At 73.0% G+C, this 20107-nt stretch carries 18 protein-coding genes; 6 read left to right on the plus strand and 12 right to left on the minus strand.

Going from position 1 to position 20107, the window contains the following annotated elements; translation table 11 throughout:
* Positions 1–115 precede the first annotated feature (115 nt).
* The gene (locus ABD126_RS09215; protein WP_343933285.1) at positions 116–3316 is read left to right on the plus strand and encodes a GH92 family glycosyl hydrolase; all 3201 of its coding nucleotides are present in this window, start codon (positions 116–118) and stop codon (positions 3314–3316) included.
* 48 nt (positions 3317–3364) lie between these two features.
* Here the strand turns inward: ABD126_RS09215 and katG are convergent, their stop codons facing one another.
* The 4 genes from katG to ABD126_RS09235 all read right to left on the minus strand — a co-directional run bounded on the left by katG (position 3365) and on the right by ABD126_RS09235 (position 6910).
* Positions 3365–5599: a catalase/peroxidase HPI gene (gene katG, locus ABD126_RS09220; RefSeq protein WP_343933286.1), complete on the minus strand. Its 2235-nt coding sequence runs from the start codon at positions 5597–5599 to the stop codon at positions 3365–3367.
* Positions 5600–5619: 20 nt separating this feature from the next.
* Entirely contained in the window at positions 5620–6048 is a 429-nt protein-coding gene (locus ABD126_RS09225; protein ID WP_343933287.1) for a Fur family transcriptional regulator, read from the minus strand.
* Positions 6049–6299: 251 nt separating this feature from the next.
* Positions 6300–6656: a cupin domain-containing protein gene (locus ABD126_RS09230; RefSeq protein ID WP_343933288.1), complete on the minus strand. Its 357-nt coding sequence runs from the start codon at positions 6654–6656 to the stop codon at positions 6300–6302.
* A 5-nt stretch (positions 6657–6661) separates the two neighbouring features.
* Positions 6662–6910 (minus strand): DUF4242 domain-containing protein, encoded by a 249-nt coding sequence (locus ABD126_RS09235; protein WP_343933290.1) that lies wholly within the window; start codon positions 6908–6910, stop codon positions 6662–6664.
* Between the two features lie 96 nt (positions 6911–7006).
* Between ABD126_RS09235 and ABD126_RS09240 the strand changes: the two genes are divergently transcribed.
* On the plus strand, positions 7007–8710 hold the full coding sequence (locus ABD126_RS09240; protein WP_343933291.1) for an AfsR/SARP family transcriptional regulator: 1704 nt from the start codon (positions 7007–7009) through the stop codon (positions 8708–8710).
* Positions 8711–8713: 3 nt separating this feature from the next.
* Here the strand turns inward: ABD126_RS09240 and ABD126_RS09245 are convergent, their stop codons facing one another.
* On the minus strand, positions 8714–9601 hold the full coding sequence (locus tag ABD126_RS09245; RefSeq protein WP_343933292.1) for a DUF7916 family protein: 888 nt from the start codon (positions 9599–9601) through the stop codon (positions 8714–8716).
* 165 nt (positions 9602–9766) lie between these two features.
* On the opposite strand from ABD126_RS09245, the gene ABD126_RS09250 reads away from it, so the two are divergent.
* A complete protein-coding gene (locus ABD126_RS09250; RefSeq protein WP_343933293.1) occupies positions 9767–10723 on the plus strand; it encodes a glycosyltransferase in 957 nt (318 codons plus the stop codon).
* On the opposite strand, the gene ABD126_RS09255 is transcribed toward ABD126_RS09250, so the two are convergent.
* From ABD126_RS09255 to ABD126_RS09265, 3 genes are all read right to left on the minus strand, one after another.
* Positions 10713–11357 (minus strand): response regulator, encoded by a 645-nt coding sequence (locus tag ABD126_RS09255; protein WP_343933619.1) that lies wholly within the window; start codon positions 11355–11357, stop codon positions 10713–10715. The two genes, ABD126_RS09250 and ABD126_RS09255, sit on opposite strands and share 11 nt — an antisense overlap.
* Before the next feature lie 122 nt (positions 11358–11479).
* Positions 11480–12964 carry a sensor histidine kinase gene (locus ABD126_RS09260; RefSeq protein ID WP_343933294.1) on the minus strand — a complete coding sequence of 495 codons (1485 nt, stop codon included), beginning with the start codon at positions 12962–12964 and terminating at the stop codon, positions 11480–11482.
* Between the two features lie 8 nt (positions 12965–12972).
* A complete protein-coding gene (locus ABD126_RS09265; protein WP_343933620.1) occupies positions 12973–13593 on the minus strand; it encodes a phosphatase PAP2 family protein in 621 nt (206 codons plus the stop codon).
* A gap of 118 nt (positions 13594–13711) precedes the next feature.
* On the opposite strand from ABD126_RS09265, the gene ABD126_RS09270 reads away from it, so the two are divergent.
* The 3 genes from ABD126_RS09270 (at position 13712) to ABD126_RS09280 (ending at position 16244) form a co-directional block, all read left to right on the plus strand.
* On the plus strand, positions 13712–13876 hold the full coding sequence (locus ABD126_RS09270) for a hypothetical protein (RefSeq protein ID WP_343933295.1): 165 nt from the start codon (positions 13712–13714) through the stop codon (positions 13874–13876).
* Positions 13873–14583, plus strand: a complete 711-nt coding sequence (locus tag ABD126_RS09275) for a GNAT family N-acetyltransferase (protein WP_343933296.1) — start codon at positions 13873–13875, stop codon at positions 14581–14583. Before ABD126_RS09270 ends, ABD126_RS09275 begins: the two co-directional genes overlap by 4 nt.
* Before the next feature lie 263 nt (positions 14584–14846).
* Positions 14847–16244, plus strand: coding sequence for a putative glycoside hydrolase (locus ABD126_RS09280; protein WP_343933297.1), 1398 nt, complete (start codon positions 14847–14849; stop codon positions 16242–16244).
* Positions 16245–16544: 300 nt separating this feature from the next.
* Here the strand turns inward: ABD126_RS09280 and ABD126_RS09285 are convergent, their stop codons facing one another.
* From ABD126_RS09285 to ABD126_RS09300, 4 genes are all read right to left on the minus strand, one after another.
* A complete protein-coding gene (locus ABD126_RS09285; RefSeq protein ID WP_343933298.1) occupies positions 16545–17087 on the minus strand; it encodes a hypothetical protein in 543 nt (180 codons plus the stop codon).
* A 111-nt stretch (positions 17088–17198) separates the two neighbouring features.
* Entirely contained in the window at positions 17199–18350 is a 1152-nt protein-coding gene (locus tag ABD126_RS09290; protein WP_343933299.1) for an alkaline phosphatase PhoX, read from the minus strand.
* A 102-nt stretch (positions 18351–18452) separates the two neighbouring features.
* Positions 18453–19145: an ABC transporter permease gene (locus ABD126_RS09295; RefSeq protein ID WP_343933300.1), complete on the minus strand. Its 693-nt coding sequence runs from the start codon at positions 19143–19145 to the stop codon at positions 18453–18455.
* Positions 19142–20029 (minus strand): ABC transporter ATP-binding protein, encoded by an 888-nt coding sequence (locus tag ABD126_RS09300; RefSeq protein ID WP_343933301.1) that lies wholly within the window; start codon positions 20027–20029, stop codon positions 19142–19144. The genes ABD126_RS09295 and ABD126_RS09300 overlap by 4 nt, the downstream gene beginning before the upstream one ends.
* Positions 20030–20107 lie beyond the last annotated feature (78 nt).

Consider the following 20107-nt stretch of genomic DNA (forward strand, 5'->3'; position numbering starts at 1 on the left):
CGTCAACCACCGCCGCCGCCAACCACCGCCGCCACTGGACGCCGGCGCGCGCTTGCGCCATGGTCAAGGGAGCGCTGTGCTGTGACAACGTTGTCAGCCAAGGAGGCCCCTGCCGATGCGACTCCTCCGCCGAGGCACGACCACCCTGCTCGCCCTGGCCCTGCTCGTCCCCGTCCACCCGGCGCGCGGCGAGCCCGCGACCGACCCGACGACCCTGGTCAACCCGTTCATCGGCACGCAGAACTCCGGCAACACCTTCCCGGGCGCGAGCACGCCGTTCGGCATGGTCCAGGTCAGCCCCGACACCGGCGGCCAGGGCGGGTACGACTACCTGCAGGACTCCATCCACGGGTTCAGCCAGACGCACCTGTCGGGCGTCGGCTGCGGCGTCGCGGGCGAACTGCCCGTCATGCCCACGACCGGCCCGGTGGACAACGTTGACATCGCCGGCTACCGCTCCCGGTACTCCCACGACGACGAGCAGGCGACGCCGGGCTACTACCGCGTGGGCCTCCAGCGCTACGGCGTGGACGCCGAGCTGACCGCCACGCCGCGCACCGGCTGGCAGCGCTACACCTTCCCCGCCGGTCAGGCGAACGTCCTGGTCAACACCGGCCGCGCCAACCAGCAGGTGCTGGACTCGGAGATCCACGTCGTCGGCGACCGCACGCTGGAGGGCCGCGTCCGCGCCGGGCGGTTCTGCGCGGGCCACGACGAGCACACCGTCTACTTCACCGCGAGCTTCGACCGGCCGTTCACGAGCTTCGGCACGTGGCGCGGCGCCACGAAGTCACCCGGCGTCCCGGACGCGGCCGGGACGGGCGGCAACGGCGCGTGGGTCACGTTCGACGCCTCCGCCGACCGGGACGTGGTGCTCAAGGTCGGCCTGTCCTACACCGGCGTCGAGGGCGCGCGCCGCAACCTCGCGGCGGAAACCGGCGACTCCCACGACTTCGACGCCGTCCGCGCGCAGGCCCACCGCGCCTGGGTGGAGCGCCTGAACCAGGTCGAGATCGACGGCGGCACACCCGAGCGCCGCACCGCCTTCCACACCGCGCTGTACCACTCGCTGCTGCACCCGAACCTCGCCGGCGACGTGGACGGCCGTTACGCGGGCTTCGACGGCAAGACCCATGTGGCACAAGGCTTCACGCCCTACCAGAACCTGTCGCTGTGGGACACCTACCGCCCGCAGAACCAACTGCTCGAACTGCTCGAACCCGAGGTCGCGCGGGACGTCGCACTGTCGGTCGTGGCGGCCGGGCGCGACGGCGGCTGGCTGCCGCGCTGGGCACTGGCCAACAGCGAGACCAACATCATGACCGGCGACCCGGTGACCCCGTTCCTGGTCGAGGCCTGGTCCCGGGGCCTGCTCGACGGCCACGAACAGGAGGCCTACGACCTGCTCAAGCGCAACGCCACGACCGTCCCGCCCGCCGACTCCCCGTACAACGGCCGGTCCGGCGTCGAGCACTACGCGCAGCGCGGCTACATCCCGTCGGGGCTCAAGCTCGGCACCGACTGCCGGCACAAGGGCGGCGACAACGACTGCGTCCACCCCGCCTCGGCGACGCTGGAGTACGCGGCGGCGGACGCCGCGCTGGCCGTGATGGCGCGCGGGCTCGGCCACGACGCCGACGCCCGCCTGTTCGAACAGCGCGGCCAGTGGTTCCGCAACCTGTGGGACGGCGAGCACTTCCGGCCCCGGACCGTCGAGGGCACGTGGCTGTCGCCGTACAACCCGGTCGACGCGGCGCACCAGTTCCACGAGGGCGGCGCGTTCCAGTACCAGTGGCTGGTCCCGCAGGACCCCGGCGGCCTGGTCGAGCTGATGGGCGGCCGGGCGGCGACCGAGCGCCGGCTGGACGCGTTCTTCGCCTACGACAAGCTGCTGGCCGACCCGGCGCGCACGGTCCGCGAGGACTGGATCACCCACCCGTACGACTACTACGGCAAGCCCACCTACAACCCGAACAACGAACCGGACCTGCTCGCGCCGTACTTCTACCTGTCCGCGGGCGCGCCGGCGAAGACCGCGACGGTCGTGCGCGCGGCCATGACGTTGTTCACCACCGGCCCGGACGGCATGACCGGCAACGACGACCTGGGCACGATGTCGGCCTGGTACGTGTTCTCCTCGCTGGGCCTGTACCCGACGATGAGCGGCGGCGACTTCCTGGCGCTGTCCAGCCCGCAGTTCCCGGGCGCGACCGTCCACACCGGACACGGGCGGGCGTTGCGGATCACCGCGCCGGGCGCGTCCGACGCCACCCGGTACGTGCGGGGCGTGTCGTTGAACGGCCGGGACGTCCACCGCACCTGGCTGGACTGGGACGACGTGGCGCGCGGCGGCACGCTGGCGCACCGGCTGGGCGACGAACCGTCGTCGTGGGGGACCGGCCGGGGCGCCGAGCCGCCGTCGGTCAACCGGGCGCGGCCGGACAGCCGGCGGCACCTCGACGCGTCGCTGCGCCAGAACGCCGCGGTCCTGCCGACCTCGGACGCCGCGCAGACGGTGACGTTCCCCTTGGACGTCCTGGCGCAGTCGCCGGGCGCGGTGGTGGCGTCGGTCGAGGCGACGGCTCCGGCGGGCTGGCAGGTGGGGCGGATCCAACCGATGGCGCTGGTGTCGGGCCGGCTGCCCGTGCAGCGGACGGTGCCGCTGACGGTGACCGTGCCCGCCGGGACCCCGGTCGGCACGTACCCGGTCGAGGTCGTCGTGCGCGGCCCGAACACCGTGACCAGGACCGGGACCGTCGAGGTGCGGCCGGCGGCGAACTGCGTCGGCGACCCGTGCGCGGTCGACCTGACGCGCGAGTTGAACCACGACGGCACGGCCACCGTCGAGGCCCCCGCGTCGGGCGACTTCGACGGCCAGGGCTGGAGCTACGACGCCGCGCTGCTGCCCACCGGGCCGGTGACCTGGGGCGGGGTGACCTACCTGGCGCCGGACCCGACCGGGACGGCGGCCAACTTCGTGGAGGCGCGCGGCCAGGCCGTGCTGCTGCCCACCGGGCGGCATCGGACGCTGAACCTGGTGGCGGCGTCGCACAACGGCCCGGTCGCCACCGCGGTCGCCGTCCGCTACACCGACGGCACGACGGCCGAACTGCCGATCACCGTGGGGGACTGGGCCGGGTCGGGCGCGACGGTGGTCCTGGACATGCCGCACCGCATCAAGGCCGGTCGGGGCGTGGACGGGCCGCCGGTGCGGCTGTTCGGCGTGGCCGCGGCCCTCGACCCGGCCAAGACCGTGCGTTCCTTGACGCTGCCCGCCGACCCCCGCGTGGAGGTCTACGCGATCACCCTCGCCTGAGCGGGGCGGACCCCGGGCCGGTCGAGCCGACCCGGGGTCCGCGGGTGGTCACGCCACGTCGAAGCGGTCCAGGTCCATGACCTTCGCCCACGCCGCCACGAAGTCGTGGACGAACTTCTCCTTCGCGTCGTCGGAGGCGTAGACCTCGGCCACCGCGCGCAGCTCGGAGTTCGAGCCGAACACCAGGTCCACCCGGCTGCCGGTCCACTTGACCTCGCCGGTGGCGCGGTCGCGGCCCTCGAAGACCTCCGCCTCGCCGGAGGTCGGCTTCCACTCGGTGTCCATGTCCAGCAGGTTCACGAAGAAGTCGTTGGTCAGCGACCCCGGCGTGCCGGTCAGGACGCCCACCTCCGAGCGCTTGTGGTTGGCGCCCAGCACGCGCAGGCCGCCGACCAGCACGGTCATCTCCGGCGCGCTCAGCGTGAGCAGGTTCGCCTTGTCCACCAGCAGGAACTCCGCCGGCAGGCGGTTGCCCTTGCCCAGGTAGTTGCGGAAGCCGTCCGCGGTCGGCTCCATCGCCGCGAACGAGTCCGCGTCGGTCTGCTCCTGGGTGGCGTCGGTGCGGCCCGGGGTGAACGGCACGGTGACCGGCACACCCGCGGCGTTCGCGGCCTGCTCGACCGCCGCGACACCGCCGAGCACGATCAGGTCGGCCAGCGAGACCCTCTTGCCGCCGGTCTGCGCGCTGTTGAAGCTCTCCTGCACGCCCTCCAGCGCGCGCAGCACGATCGACAGCGCCTCGGGCTCGTTGACCTCCCAGCTGCGCTGCGGCTCAAGGCGGATGCGGGCGCCGTTCGCGCCGCCGCGCTTGTCGCTGCCGCGGAAGGTCGAGGCCGACGCCCACGCGGTGGTGACCAGCTGCGCCGCGGTCAGGCCGGTGGCCAGGATCTGCTGCTTGAGCGCGGCCACGTCGGCGGCGTCGACCAGCTCGTGGTCCACGGCCGGGACGCGGTCCTGCCAGACCAGCTCCTCCTGCGGCACCAGCGGGCCCAGGTAGCGCTGGATCGGGCCCATGTCGCGGTGGGTGAGCTTGAACCAGGCGCGGGCGAACGCGTCCGCGAACTGGTCGGGGTTCTCGTAGAACCGGCGGGAGATCTGCTCGTACACCGGGTCGAAGCGCAGCGCCAGGTCGGTGGTGAGCATGCCCGGCGCGCGGTTGAGCTTGCCGTCCTCGGGGTCGGGGACGGTGTTGCGGGCCTTGCCGCCCTTCGGGGTCCACTGGTGGGCGCCGGCCGGGCTCTTGGTCAGCTCCCAGTCGTACTCGAACAGGTTGTGGAAGAACCAGTTGCTCCACTGCGCCGGGGTCGGCGTCCAGGTGACCTCAAGACCGCTGGTGATGGTGTCGCGGCCCTTGCCCGAGCCGAACGTGTTCTTCCAGCCCAGGCCCTGCTCCTCCAGCGGCGCGCCCTCGGGCTCGGGGCCGACGTGCTGGTTCGGGTCGGCCGCGCCGTGGGTCTTGCCGAAGGTGTGGCCGCCGGCGATCAGCGCGACGGTCTCCTCGTCGTTCATCGCCATGCGGCCGAAGGTCTCGCGGATGTCGCGGGCGGCGGCCAGCGGGTCCGGGTTGCCGTTGGGGCCCTCGGGGTTGACGTAGATCAGGCCCATCTGGACCGCGGCGAGCGGGTTCTCCAGGTTGCGGTCGCCGGAGTAGCGCTCGTCGCCCAGCCAGGTGCGCTCCGGGCCCCAGTACACGTCCTCGTCGGGCTCCCACACGTCCGCGCGGCCACCGGCGAAGCCGAAGGTGGTGAAGCCCATGGTCTCCAGGGCGCGGTTGCCCGCGAAGATCATCAGGTCGGCCCAGGAGATCTTGCGGCCGTACTTCTTCTTGACCGGCCACAGCAGGCGGCGGGCCTTGTCCAGGTTGCCGTTGTCCGGCCAGCTGTTGAGCGGGGCGAAGCGCTGCATGCCCGCGCCCGCGCCGCCGCGGCCGTCGTGCACGCGGTAGGTGCCCGCGCTGTGCCACGCCATGCGGATCATGAACGGCCCGTAGTGGCCGAAGTCGGCGGGCCACCAGTCCTTCGAGGTCGTCAGCACCTCGTCGACGTCCTTGGCCAGGGCGTCGAGGTCGAGGCTGAGGAACTCCGCGGCGTAGTCGAACTCCCCGCCCATGGGGTTCGCGACCACCGGGTGCTTGCGCAGGATCTTCAGGTTGAGCTGGTTCGGCCACCAGTCGCGGTTGCTGCCGCCCTCGGTCGGGTGGTTGAAGCGGCCGGCGGAGACGGGGCAGCCGGCGGCGCCCTCCTCGTTCAACTCTCCGATGACGGCGTTCGGGGTGTCGGACACGGGCATCCCTTCGGGGGAATTCAGGCGGTTGCGGACTTGCAGGCGGGACAGGTGCCCCAGTAGACGACCTCGGCCTCGTCGATCGAGAAGCCGTGGTCGTCGGACGCGGTCAGGCAGGGCGCGTGGCCGATGGCGCAGTCGACGTCGGCGATCACCCCGCAGGACCGGCACACGACGTGGTGGTGGTTGTCGCCGACGCGCGCCTCGTAGCGGGCGACGGAGCCCGGCGGCTCGATGCGCCGCAGCAGGCCGGCGGTGGTCAGGGCCTTGAGCACGTCGTAGACGGCTTGGTGGGACACCGTGCCGAGCCGGTCCCGGACGACGCCGATGATCGAGTCGGTGTCGGCGTGGGGGTGCTCGTGCACCGCGGACAGCACGGCCATCCGGGGGCTCGTGACGCGCAGCGAGGCGCGGCGCAGCATCTGCTCGAACTCGGAGGCCGTGGGCACGGGCGGCAGTCTGGCGGATTTTCTGGAATCAATCAAGTTTGGCTCGGTGAACCCCGTCTGAACAGCGGTGACGCCGGGGCCGTCGGCAGCCTCCGGGCACCCGTCGCGACCTGCGGTGATCAACATTCGTGATGGGGCGCTGACTCGTGCCGCCGGGAACTCGCCCGTGGAGCCGTGCCCGGCGACGACGAAGCCCCCGGCGCGCGGGCCGGGGGCTTCTCGGGGCGTACGGGCCGGGGGCTTCTCAGGGGCTACTGCCTGGCGTAGTTCGTCAGGCCGGTGAAGTCCAGCATCACGCACTTCTCGTCGCCGACGATCCACGCGTCGTGGCCCGGCTCGATCAGGACCGCGTCGCCCGGCCCGGCTTCGGCCTCGGTGCCGTCGTCCATGCGCACCCGCATCCGGCCCGACAGCACGTAGCCGGTGTGCAGGGACTGGCAGGACTCGGTGCCGGCGATCGGCTTGACGTCGGTCGACCAGCGCCAACCCGGTTCGAACTCGGCCCGGCCGGCGGTCGTGCCGCCGAGGGTGACCAGGTCGATGTGGCCGTGCGGGAACCGACGGGTCTCTTCGGGGGATTCCAGGCTCTTGGCCGCCAGGGTGCTCATCGCGCTCACCCCTGCGTGACCGGGTAGATCTCGTCGGCCACCAGGCCGTGCGCCTCCCGGTGCACCCGGTGCGCGGCTTCGGCGTCGGGGGCCTCCACCAGGCAGAACACCTTGCCGGCGTGGTCGTCCACCCAGTAGTTCAGGTACTTCACGCCGTACTGGTCCTGCGTGCGCACGTCGGCGGCGTGCGCTTCGGCGACGTCGCCGGCGGTCGCGCCCTCGGGCAGGTGGTTGTGCACGTCCATGAACAGCATCGCGCCCTCCTCGGGGTTGTCGGTCGCGTGCCCGGCGACGCTAGGCCGCGCGGCGTTCCCCGAGCGTTCCCGCCGGTCCGGGCGTACCGTGTCGCCATGCAGGCCACCTGCCGGGTGCGCGTGCTCGGCGGGTTCGGCGTCGCGGTGGACGGCAGGCCCGTCCCCACCGACGCCTGGCGCAGCAGGCGAGCCGCCGACCTGGTGAAGCTCCTGGCGATCGAGGCCGGGCACCGGATGCACCGGGAACAGGCGATGGCCTCGCTGTGGCCGGAACTGCCCGCCGACGCCGCCGGCGCGAACCTCCGCAAGGCCGTCCACTACGCCCGCCGCGCGCTGGGCGGCCCGGAGGCGATCGACGTCACCGGCCACGTGCTGACCCTGTGGCCGGGTGCGGCCCTGGACTGCGACCTGGAGCGCTTCGACCGCGCCGCCGACACCGCGCTGGCCTCCGGCGACGCCTCGACGTGCGCCGCCGCGGCGGCCCTCTACGGCGGCGACCTGCTGCCCGAGGACCGCTACGAGTGGTGGGCGGAGGAGCGGCGCACGAAGGTCCGCACCCGGTACGTGGCGTTGCTGCGCGCCGCGGGCGACTGGGCGCGGTTGCTGGAGCTGGACGAGACCGACGAGGAGGCGCACCGGGCGCTGATGCGGCGGCACCTGGCGGCCGGCCGCCGGCGGGAGGCGTTGCGGCAGTTCGAACTCCTGCGCCGGGCGCTGCGCGAACGCATCGGCGTGGGACCGGACGCGGAGACCGTCGCCCTGTACGAGTCGGCCCTGGCCGAGGGCGCCGATCCGCCGTCGGTCGCGCAGACCGTCGCCGTCACGCTGGCCAACGGGCTGGTCGCCTGGGGACGCCGCAACCTGGCCGAGGCCGAACGGCTGGCCAAGCGGGCGCGGGCCCTGGCGCTGGACGCCAACCTCGGGCACGAGCTGGGGGAGGCGTCCACCCTGCTGGCCCTGGTCGCCTACGCGCGCGGGACGTGGCACGAGCAGTTCCGGCGCGAGTTCGTCGACTCGGTGCGCCGCTCGACCGAGCTGGAGACGGCCGTGTTCGACGCCCACCTGTGCTTCCAGGAGTTCTACCTCTACGGCCCGGAGGGGCACGAGGGCGCGGAGGCGTTCGGGCGGGACCTGCTGGACATCGCCACCGCCGCCGGCTCGACCGGCGGCCGGGCGTTGGCGCACCTGCTGCTGGGCGAGTTCGCGCTCCTCTCGGGCGACCTCGACGGCGCGGCGACGCAGCTGTCCCGGTCGTGGGTGGCGGCCGAGGCGACGGGGTGCGCGTCGGCGCAGAGCATCGCGCTGGAACGGGCGGCCGAAGCGCGGGTCCGCCAGGGCGACCGGTCGGCGGCGGTGGCGCTGCTGGACCGGGCGATGCCGCTGGCGCGGGCGTCGGGCATCCGCTCGCACCTGGTGATCCGGGTGCACGGGTTGCGCGTGCTGGCGGCGGGCGGCGTGGTGGACGCGTTGAGCGCCGTGCGGGACGGGGAGCGGCTGCTCGCGTCGGAGCACGTGTGCGACCCGTGCTCGATGGGGTTCCGGACGGAGGCGGCGCGGGCCTGCGCGCGGGCGAACGACCTGGGGCGGGCGCGGCGGCACCTGGCGGAGGCGGAGCGGATCAGCGGGCTGTGGCAGGGCGGGCCGTGGACGGCGGCGCTGTGGGAGGTGCGGGCGGAACTGCGGCGGGCGGCCGGGCAGGCGAGCCAGGCGGCGGCGTTGTTCCTGGAGGCCGCCGACCAGTTCGCCACCTTGGGGCGGCCGTGGGAGGCCCACCGGTGCCGGGCCGCCGCGGACGCGTGAGGTTCAGCGGCGGCCGTTCAACGCCATTCTCGTCCACGTGTGGCGGCGGCCCCGGACGGCCACCGAGTAGGCGTAGAGGAGTTCCGGGTCGCCCATGCCCGGCAGGAAGCAGTCGCCGATGTGGTGGGCGTCCACGCCGATCTCCTTGGCGGTCAACGCCAGTTGCGGCACGACCGTGGTGTGCGCGCCCTCCTGGCTGGTGCCGATCGCGCCCATCACCACCGCGCCCGCCTCCTGAACCGCCGCCACGGACTCGGCGGCGGCCTCGCGGGTCACGCCGGGGAGCGTGCCCGGCAGGGGGATGATCACGCCGTCCGCGCCCGCGTCCACCAGGGCGGTGAGCCGGGCGGTGGTGACGCGTTCCCGGTGGCCGGCGTGGTGCATCTTGCCCGTCCACAGGGCGGTGTCCGGGTCCAGCGCGGCGCGCAGGGCGCTGGTGGCGCGGGTCAGGCCGTCGAACGTGCCGTCGGTGCTCGGGTTCGCGGTCAGCGTGATCAGGGCCGCGCCCGAGTCGACGAGGCGGCGCGCGGACTCCTGCGTCGCGCGGCGCAGGCGGGGCACGTCGCCGGGTTCCAGGTTGACGCCGATGGGCCTGCCGACGCGGTCGGCCAGCGCGGCCAGGTCGGGGACGGTGCCCAGGCCGGGGAAGTGGAAGCGCTCGCCGTCCCAGACGCGGTCGATCATGTTGAGGATGAGCACGTCCGCGCCGAAGGCGGCCATCAGCTCCAGGTTGTGCACGGCCGGGCCGGTGGGGGCGAAGGCCAGGGCGGCCCGGTCGGCGAAGACCTCGGCGACCATCGTGCGGCCCTCGCTGTCGGCCACGGCGGCGGTCAGGCGCCGGCCGCGCAGGGCGGCGAGGGCCTCGCGGTCCAGGTCCAGGATGCGGGTCACGACGACTCCTTTGGTCTAGACCAAGCGAGTATCCGCCCGGTGTCAAGGACGGCGCCGCGGCTGGGCCGACCCGCCGCCGACTCGCCGGCCTCCTGTGAACCGTGCCGGGATCGGGTATGCGGGAACCGTGCCGCCGCGTGCCCGGACGGCGTAGATTGCGCGGCCATGCGCGTGCTCTTCGTCAGCCTGGCGTCGGTCGGCCACACCTACCCGCTCGTCCCCCTCGCCATCGCGGCCCGCGCCGCCGGCCACGAGGTCCACTTCGCGGCCGGCGAGTCGGTGCACGCCCCGCTCGACGCGCACGGCCTGCGCCCGTTCCGCCCGGCGGACGCGTTCTACGAGATCTACGCCGAAGACCTGGCCCCCGACCTCGCCCGGCTCGAACCCGACCTGGTCGTGCACGGGTGGGGCGTGCCGGGCGCGGCGGAGGCGGCGCGGGCGGCGGGCGTGCCCGGCGTGTGGCACGGGTTCGGGCGGATGTTCCCCGAGGGCATCGGGCTGGAGCGGCCGACCGGGGGAGCGCACCTGGACATCTGCCCGCCTTCGTTGCAGGACAAGGACTTCCTCGCCCAGGAGCGGGTGGCGCTGCGCCCGGTCGCCTTCTCCGAACCCGCCCGGCCCGTCCTGCGCGACGGCCGCCCGCTGGTCTACCTGACCCTGGGCACCGCGTTCGGCACGCCGGAACTGCTCGCCGCCGCCGTGCGCGGGCTCGCGGCGCTGGACGCCCACATCGTCGTCGCGGCCGGCCGGGTGCGCCCCGACCAGCTCGGGGCCGTGCCGCACAACGTGACCGTGCGGGACTGGGTGGCGCAGGCCGACCTGTGGCCGCACGTGGACGTGGCCGTGCACCACGGCGGCAGCGGCACCACGCTCGGCGCGCTGGCCGCCGGCGTGCCGCAGTTGCTGCTGCCGCAGGGCGCCGACCAGTTCGCCAACGCCGACGCGGTCGCCGGGGCGGGCGCGGGGCTCGTGCTGGACGACCCGGCCGCCATCGCCGACCTGACCTGGAAGTTGTTGGCGGGCACCGATCACCGCGACGCGGCCCGCGCGGTCGCCGACGAGATCGCCCGCATGCCCTCGCCCGACGAGGTCGCCCAGCGGCTGCCGGAGCTCACGGGATGAGCCCGGCTTCGTGGGCGACGATGGCCGCCTGCACCCGGTTGCGCACGTCGAGGTGCTTGAGGACGGTCGCGACGTAGACCTTCACCGTGCCCTCGACCAGGTTCAGCCGGGCGGCGATCTCCGCGTTGGACAGCCCCGCGCCGACCAGGCCGAGCACCTCCCGTTCGCGGGCGGTCAGCCCGGACACCCGGGCGCTCGCGTGCAGCCGGGGGCCGCGCCCGGACAGGTGGTCGACGACCCGCTTGGCGACCAGCGGTGACAGGTACGCGCCACCGGACGCGGCGGCCCGCACGCCGGCGATGATCTCGTTCGGGTCGCCCGTCTTGAGCACGAACCCGCTCACGCCCTCGCCCAGCGCGCGGGAGATGTGGGCGTCGTCGGCGAACGTGGTCAGGACCAGGCAGGCGGTGCCGGTGCCCAGGTCGCGGATCCGCGCGGCGGCGTCGAGGCCGTCCAGGCCGGGCATGCGGATGTCCAGCACGGCCACGTCCGGGCGGTGGGCGCGGACCAGGTCCACGGCGTCGCGCCCGGTGCCAGCCTCGGCGACCACCTCGACATCGTCCGCCGCCGCCAGCACCGCCCGCACGCCCAGCCGCACGACCGCCTCGTCGTCGGCCACCACCACCCTGATCACGCCGGCATCATCGCCGGTCGTCACCGCCCTGGTCACGCCGGCGTCATCGCCGGTCGTCACCGCCCTCATCGCGCCGGCATCGCGGGTCACCGCCCTGGTCACGCCGGCGTCATCGCCGGTCGTCACGGGTCGCGCCGGAGCAGGGCCTTGTCCACCAGCCGCCCGTCGCGGAAGCACACCCGGTACAGGTCCAGCCGCCGCTCGTCGAACGGGTTGGCGTGGGTGCTGAAGTGCCGGCAGGCCGCGCCCGGCGGTGGCGGCGGCACGTTGTCGGGCGAATCGACCCGGTCGCGGCGCGGCAACACCACCTCGGACTGCGGCTGCCCCACTCGCAGGCGCGCGAAGTACTCGGGGTCGAGCACGGAGGTCGCCGCGTCATATATGATATACGAGAGCACCGCGAGCACGATGGCGGCGGCGATCCCTGCGGTGGCCAGCACGGTCCGCCGAGCACTGCGCCGCACCTGCCGCTCCACCTCGACCCGGTGCCGGTGGGGGACGGCGGTGGTGACCGGCTTGGCGGGCAGGTGGGCGGCGACCTCGAACCCGCCGGCGCGGGCACCGGCTGAAAAGGTGCCGCCGACGAGGGCGACCCGCTCGGAGAGGCCGAGCAGCCCGCGCCCGCCGCTGGGGAGTGCGGCCGATGCGTGGTTCTTGATGCCGGTGGTGATGTGCAGGGCGAGGCCGTCGTCGGTTCGGCGCACATCTACCGCGACCGGTTCGCCGGGGGCGTGCTTGATCGCGTTGGTGACGGCCTCGGTGAGCACCCGGTGGGCCGTCCGCGCGATCACCGGGTCCACCTCGCCCACCCCGTCGCCGGTGACCTCCACCCGCAGCCCGGACCGCCGCGCCCGCGCCACCACGTCCTCCACCGACTCGGCCGGCTCGGGTTCGCCCGCCCGCAGCAGCCCGACGACGTCCGCGAGCCGCTCGGCGGCGGAGGTGACCGCGCCCCGTGCCACCCGGGCCGCTTCCCGCTGGTCGGCCGCCAGGCTCGGCGCGACCTCCAGCGCCCCGACCAGCAGGGCCGCCCGCGCCAGTTCGTGCCCGACCAGGTCGTGCATGTCCGCCGCCAACCTCGCCCGCTCGCGGTCGCGGACGTGGTCGGCCTCGCGTTCCAGCTGCTCGGCGCGTGCCCAGCCGGCCTCGACCATCGCGGTGTACTGGCGGCGGTAGCGGCCCACGGTCCACGGCACGGCGGCGAACGCGGCGATGCCGGACGCGGCGGCCACCGACGCGTCGCCCGCGCCCGTCACCACGACCGTCGTCGTCGCCGCGCCGGCCGCCAGCAGGACCAGCGCCACCGCGCCGCGCTCACCGTCGACCGCGTGCCGCCCGGCCAGGAACGCCACCACGACCAGGCCCGTCGCCAGCAGCCCGGCCGCGACCGTGCTGTCCACCGCCGCCCGCGCCAGGAACGCCACCTGCCACGCCACCGCCGTCACCACCAGAGCCGTGACCGGCCACCGCCGCGCCAACGGCACCGCGACCGCGAGCACCGCCACCCACGCGACGGCCTCCCACGGCGGCACCCGGCCGGGCCGCGCGGTGACCACGCCCCACGCCACCGGCAGCGCCGCGACCACCACCCACAAGATCACCCGCACGCCGGGCATCATCTCCCACCCAGCACCACCGCGCCCGCGTCGTGCGCCCGCAACCGCACCACCACCGGCGTCACCGCCCGCGCCACGACCGGCACCAGCAACGCCACCCCCGCGCCCAACGCCAGCCCCGCCACCACGTCGTGCGGGTAGTGCACCCCGACGACCACCCGCGACGCCGCCGCCACCAGCGCGAGCCCGAACCCGACCCGCCACCCCGACCACGCGAGCGCGACCGCCGCCGCACCCGCGATCGTGGCGTGGTTGCTCGGGAACGACCAGTCGCCGACCTCGGGGCACGGCACGACCGTCGCCACCTCACCCAGCACGCGACACGGCCGGTCCTGCCGCCACACCTCCTTCACCCCTTCGCTGACCAGGTACGCCACCACGGTGACCACCGGCCCGACCAACGCCCGGGCCATCACCGCCGCGTCCCGCCTCCGAGCCCGCCACCAGACGAGCACGAACAACACCGCGAACACCCCGATCACGGCCTCGGTCGCGATCGCGGCCACCACCCGCACCGGTTCGGGAGCCGCCGCCCCCAGCCCGGCCAGGTCCAGGTACCACCCGGCGCTGACATCCGGCACGTCCTCGACGGAGATCCCCTCCGCCCCAACGGTTTTCATCACGGCACCGACGCTATGAAGATCGACATCATCGCGCGTCGGCCCGTGGTCGCGATCGGACCCTGTCGTTCGGCAGGGCCGCGGACCTGCCTTCTGCTAGCGTCGCGCCACCTGGCCGGTGGACGAGTCGTTCGGGGGTGGGATCGTGGCGGCCAAGCGCAAGAGCGGGATCGCGCCGTACGTGGCGTTGTTGATCGCGCTGATCATCTTCGTGCCGCCGTTGCGCGAGGCGGTGGGCGAGCTGCTCGCGCCGCTGGTGGACATGCTGCCCTGGCGCGGTTGAGCCCCGACCGGGACGCGTGTGGTGGGTTCGCCGACCAGCGCGGGCGCACCGGGCGCATGATCGCCCGGCACGTAGTGTGGTTCCCGTGGAGCACTTGGGGGGAGTGGGTTCGGGGTTGGGCGCTGTGCCGGGACGCGCCGGAGCCGGTCGAGGAGCACGACGGGTTCCGGGTGGACGTCGGCCGGGTGGGGCACCGCGTCCGGTACGTGATCAGGGGCACGGGGTCGGTGCGCGAGAGGGCGGCGTTGACCGCTCCCGGCACGTGGTTGAAGGTGGCCGCGCCGCGGGAGGACGTGCTGCCGCTGCTCGGGCCCGAGTGGTCGGTGGGCGCGCCCGAGTACTTGATGAGCGTCGCCCTGGGAGGCGTCGGTGCGCCCGGGGTGGTGCCGGACGGGTACCGGGTCGAGGTGGCGGGGGAGCGCGGGTTTCACGAGGTCGTCGTGGTGGGGCTGGGTGGTGGGCCGGCTGCGCGGGGGCGGTTTTCGGTGCGTGGTGGTGCCGCGGTGGTGGACCAGGTCGTGACCGAGCCCGAGCACCGGCGGCGTGGTCTGGGGAAGCTCGTGATGGGACTGATGAGCGTGGCCGCCGCGCGGCGCGGGGCTGGGGTCGCGGTGTTGGTGAGCACGGTCGAGGGTCGGTTGCTGTACGAGTCGCTGGGGTGGCGCGTCGAGTCCGATGTGGTCGCCGCGCACGTGCCCGAGCTGTGAGATCGCGGTGCGGAGCTGAAGCGCCACGCAGCGTGCGAAAATCATAAGATTTTTTCGCGAATTGTGGCGCGCGTTACTTGACTTGCCGGTAACACAACGGTTTGACTCCCGCGTAACCGAAAAAGTCCCCGAACCGCAACACAACCCTGCGGCGCGCCTCCCCCAACGCGCGCTGATCGGGAGTCCCGAACTCCCCCGTACCCCCGCGGCGTGTCGCGGCACGGCCAGAGCCTGCTGCCCGCCGCCCGCAAGGAGTCCCCACCATGCCCTGGTTCCAGGCTGCCCGCGCGCTGGTCGCGGCCGTGCTCGCCCTGGCGGGCCTGTCCACGACGCCCGTCACGGGACCCGACTCGCCCGCCGGCTCCCCGAGCGGTTCCACCGCGCCGACGACCGCGAGCACCACCGCGACGGCGAGCACCACCGCGACGGTGGGCACCACGACGACGAGCACAACGACATCGTCGAGCAGCACGACCACGACGTCGCGACCGACGACCACGACGGCCCCCACGACGTCCACCACGGCTCCGCAGACGGCGGACGGGCGGGTCCGCTCGTTCTGGCTGCACATGAACAGCACGCCCACGACGGACGAGATGATCGCCACCGAGGCGAAGCGGCGCAGCTACGTCGTGCTCAACGCGTGGGAGGGCGAGCTGGCCCGGAAGTTGAAGGCGGCCAACCCGAAGCTGCAAACGTTCGTCTACAAGGACCTGACCTCGACGCGCAGCTACGCCTGCCGCAACGGGGTCGATGACGCGCAGTTGCCCACGGGCGTGGGCTACTGCGACGCCGACAAGAACCACCCCGACTGGTTCTTGCTGGCGCCGGGCGGGCAGCGCTTCGAGTACAGCGGCTACTCCGGGCACTGGCAGATGGACGTCGGCAACCCGGCGTACCAGAACGCCTGGGCGGACAACGTGGTCGCGAGCAGCAAGGGCGTGTTCGACGGCATCTTCATGGACAACGCCCTGTTCCCGTGCGACGCCTACCACCCGGGCACGTGCCCGGCGAAGTACCCGACCAACGCGTCCATCCAGGACGCCTACAAGTCGATGCTCGCCAACACCCGGGCGAAGTTCAGTGCGGCCGGGCTGAAGACGGTGGCGAACCTGTCCAACGCCCGCCTGCACACCGGCGCGTGGGACGCCTACACCGAGCACCTCGACGGTGGCTTCGACGAGTGGTGGCTGACGTTCTCGGACAGCGATCTGTTGTCGGAGTACCCGGAGGGCTGGAGCCGGCAGGTGGCGGAGATCGCGTCGAACGAGGCGCGCGGCAAGATCACGTGGGTGCAGCCGCACTTCAGCCGTGGGGCGGAGCAGCCGTTCCGGTACGCGTTGGCGAGTTACCTGTTGGCCAGTGGTGGTCGGTCGGCCATCGCGGAGATCGACGTGACGGACGGGTACGACAACGCCTCGCCTTGGCACCCGGAGTACGACTGGGACTTGGGTGCGCCCAGTGGGCCTTACAAGGCGTTGGGCGGCAACGTGTTCCGGCGGGACTTCGCGTGCGGTGTGGTGATCGTGAACGCCAACCGGACCGGGTCGCCGGCGGTGGGGGTGGAGTTGGGCCGGTCTTACACCAACGCCAAGTCTTCGCCGGTGTCGTCTGTGGCTTTGGCCGGTACTTCTGGTGAGGTTCTGCGGAAGTCTTGCTGAGTTGCGCTGTGCGTATGAAGAAGCTTGAAAGATCGAAAGCTTGAAAGATCAAAAGCGGCGCTCGCCGCGCGGCAGGCCCCCGGGGGTGGAAGGGCGTCGGTTCGTCCCCCGCACGGCCTGCCGGAGGCAACCACAGATCGCCGGGGTCGGCCAAAAAACTTTCGCTCGTTCCTCGCGAAACTTTTTCAGGCCGACCCCGGCGATCTGTGGTTGGGCTGCGCCCAGGCCGTACGGGGGACGAACCGAGGCCCTTCCTGTGGCTTGGCAGCCCGTGGGCGCGCCTTCGGCGCGGAGGGGTGGTTAGCAGCCGCCGCAATTGTAGTACGTCACGTCCCAGTGGTTGCTTTCCAGGTAGTAGATGTTGCCGGAGCCTGAGCGCCACTTGTTGCTGCCGATGTACGTGAAGTTGTTGCGGATGTAGTTGCCGACGCACGTGTAAAGGCTGTAGTCCAGCTTGTAGCCGTTCCAGTGGCTGTACGTGCCGCTCGCGTGCCCGGTTTCCGTGCCACCCGTGATGTTCAGGGCGCAGCCGCTGGCTCGTTTCAGCGTCTCCGCGCCCTGGACGGTGGTCAGGTTGATCTGTTCGAACGACGTGCACGTGGAGTTGTAGCGGTCGCTGCACCCGCCGCTGGAGGACCACGTGATGCCGGCCGCGCGGAAGCGGGCGGCGGCTTCCGAGTGGCTCAGCTTCGTGACCAGGGCGGTGACGGGGGTGTCGGCGGCGGGCTGGTGCACGGGGTCGCGTTCGGCCGGGGTGGCGGTGGCGACCGTGGTGCCGGCCAGGGTGAGCAGGGCGGTGGTGAAGAGGACTGTTGCGGCGCGGAGCAGGGGGTGGTGGCGCATGGCAGGGAGTCCTTTCGGTGGGCGGCCGCCAGTGAGGGTAGTGGTTGCCTTTTGACCGGCGCAGCGGCCAAGTGGGAGGTTGTTCACCTGGCCGCTTCGGGGTGCCGCAGGTCAGAGGCTCGTGCGGAACGGGCCGGTGACCTCGTAGGTGATGCCGCCGCTGCTCGAACCGGTCGTGCCGCGCTGGGAGGAGAAGTACAGGCGGTCGCCGGCCGGGTTGAACGCCACGCCGCAGATCTCCGACGACGACTGCCCGGTGATCCGCAGGAACGGCGCCACCACGTCGTTCGGCGTGATCACGCAGATCTCCATGTTGCCGCCGTCCTCGGCGACGTACAGGTCACCGACCGCGGCGCCGGTGATGTTGTCCACGCCGGTCAACGGCGGGTTGGACGTGAGGTTGTCGTCGTAGGCCACGGCGATGGTGTTGTTCACCGCGTTGTACGCCCACACCTTGTTGTCGCCCTTGGTGGTGAAGAAGCACGTGCCGTTGCGGTAGTACGCGCCTTCGCCGCCGTTGAAGACCTTCGCGCCCGACACCTGCCGCCGGGTGCGGGTCGGGCTGCCGTCCGGGTCGGGGACGGTGGCCCACGACAGCACCCCGTTGACCTCCCGCAACACCTGGAGGGTGCCTGCGGACAGGTCGCCCCACGTGGTGGGGACGAACCGGTAGAAGCAGCCGTTGCTCTCGTCCTCGGTCAGGTAGACGACCTTGCGGTCCGGGTCGCACGCGGCGGCCTCGTGCTTGAACCGGCCCATCGCCGGGCGGCGCACGGCCGGGGTCACGCCGAACGGGTCGGTCTCGTAGACGTACCCGAGGTCCACCTCCTCGCACGACAACCACGTGCCCCACGGTGTGTCGCCGCCCGCGCAGTTGCGGTTGGTGCCGGTGAGGATGCTGTACGCCCCGGTGATCTGGCCGGTCGAGGAGAACCGCACCGCGCCGGCGCCACCGGCCGGCGCGGCCATCTCCGCGTTGGACACGTAGATCCAGCCGGTCCCGTCGGCGTAGCACGCGCCACCGTCGGGGGCGCTGTGCCACACGTAGTCGGTGCCCGGCACCGTCTGGGTGGACCGGGCGATCACCCGGCTGGTGAAGCCCTGCGGCAACTGGATGCCGTTGGCGTCGGCGGCCTGCAACGCCCCGTACGGGCTGGGGCCGGTCTGCGCCGGGTAGGCCAGCGCCTCGCTCCAGAGCGTGAAGCCGAAGGCCATCGAACCGCCACCGGCGACGGCGGCGCGCAGGAAGGTGCGACGTTCCACGGGTGCTCCCTCTCGTCGGACGAGATGTCCGGACAGCAGAGCGCGTCCAGGTGGCCGTGGGTGGAGCGGGGTGTGAACCACTTCACAACACGGGTCGAACCGTCAGGCGCGGGCGTCCCAGCGGAACAGGCGGACCGAGAGGGCGGCGGCCAGGACGGTCCAGGCGAGCAGGGCCAGGGCGGCCTGGCCCACGGGCACCTGCTCGCCCCACGCGCCGGTGACCAGTTCGGCCACGCCGCCGCCGGGTGCGAGCAGTGCTCGGGAATCGGTGGACGCCACCGCCCAGATCCCGCCGCCCAGCAAGCCGAAGAAGAACGGGCCGGTGGTGATCTGGGCCAGTTCCGCGGTCGACGTGACGCCGCTGGTCGCCACGCCCGCCGCGCAGCTCACCGCCAGGCCGCCGAGCACGGCGAGCAGGAGCAGCTCCGGACGGGTCGGCGCGGGCGCGCCCAGGGCGAGGCTCACGGTGAGCAGGAGCAGCGATTGCGCCAGTCCCAGCAGCACGGGCGGCAGCAGCACCCCGGTCAGCACGACGGCGTCGGACGCGGCCCCGGTGCGCAGCCGCTTGAGGTATTGGTCCTGGCGGCGGGCGGTCAGGCTCGTCGTCACCGTCACGTACACCGTGAACCCCGCGGTGGACAGCAGTTGCACGCTGATCACCAGCGGCCACGCGTCGGCGCCCGTGGTCAGCGCGAACCACACGCCCACGCCCACCGGCATGACGAACGCCATCGTCGCGGCCATCTTGTTGCGCGCCAACAGCTTCAGCTCGGCGACCCCCAACGCGGCGATCACGCGGCACCTCGCGCGGTGTGGAAGACGTCCTCCAGGGACGCGTGGTGGGCCCGCAGCCGGGTCAGGCGCAGGCCGTCGCGGCGCGCCCAGGACAGGAGCAGGTCGAGGTCGTCCTGGAGTTCGCGGGTCCGCACGTGGACCCGGCCGGACGGCTCGTGCACCACGTCGCCGGCCAGCATCGGCAGGGCGTCGACCTGGAGCCGGTCGGGCAGGTCGAACGAGATCCGCGCGGGCTGCGCTGCCAGCACGTCCACCAGCGCCCCGGACACCCGCACCACCCCCTCGTGCAGGATCGCCAACCGGTGCGCCAACGCCTCCGCCTCCTCCAGGTAGTGCGTGGTGAGCACGACGGTCGTGCCCTCCGCGAGCAGGCCGCGCACGACGTCCCACGTGCGCTGCCGCGACTCCGGGTCCAGCCCGGTGGTCGGTTCGTCCAGGAACAGCAGCTCGGGCCGGCCCAGCGTGGCCAGCAGCAGGTCCAGCCGCCGCCGCTCGCCGCCGGAGAGCTGCTTGATCCGCACGTCCCGGCGGTGCGCGAGGTCGAGTCGTTCCAGGGCGTCGGCGGGCGTGCCGCGCCGCCACAGGCGGACCATCTTCAGCACCGTCAGGTCGGCCGGGAAACCGCTGTGCTGCAACACGATCCCGGTCCGCGCGCGGATCGCCGACCGGTCCCGGTGCGGGTCCACGCCCAGCACCCGGACCCGGCCGTCGCTGGGCCGGCGCAGGCCTTCGAGGGCCTCCATGACGGTGGTCTTGCCCGCGCCGTTGGTGCCCAGCAACGCGAACAGCTCCCCCTGCCGCACCTCCAGGTCGATGCCGCGCACCGCCTCGAAGTCCCCGTAACGGCACCGCAGGCCCGTCACGTCGATCACCGCTTTCCTCATGGCGATCATGCTCACGCGGGGGCGCGGCGGGCGGCAGTGTCGGCCGACACGCGTGAACATGACAGATGTCAGGGGACA

The sequence above is a fragment of the Saccharothrix mutabilis subsp. mutabilis genome, assembly GCF_039521145.1.
Classification (GTDB): Bacteria; Actinomycetota; Actinomycetes; order Mycobacteriales; family Pseudonocardiaceae; genus Actinosynnema; species Actinosynnema mutabilis.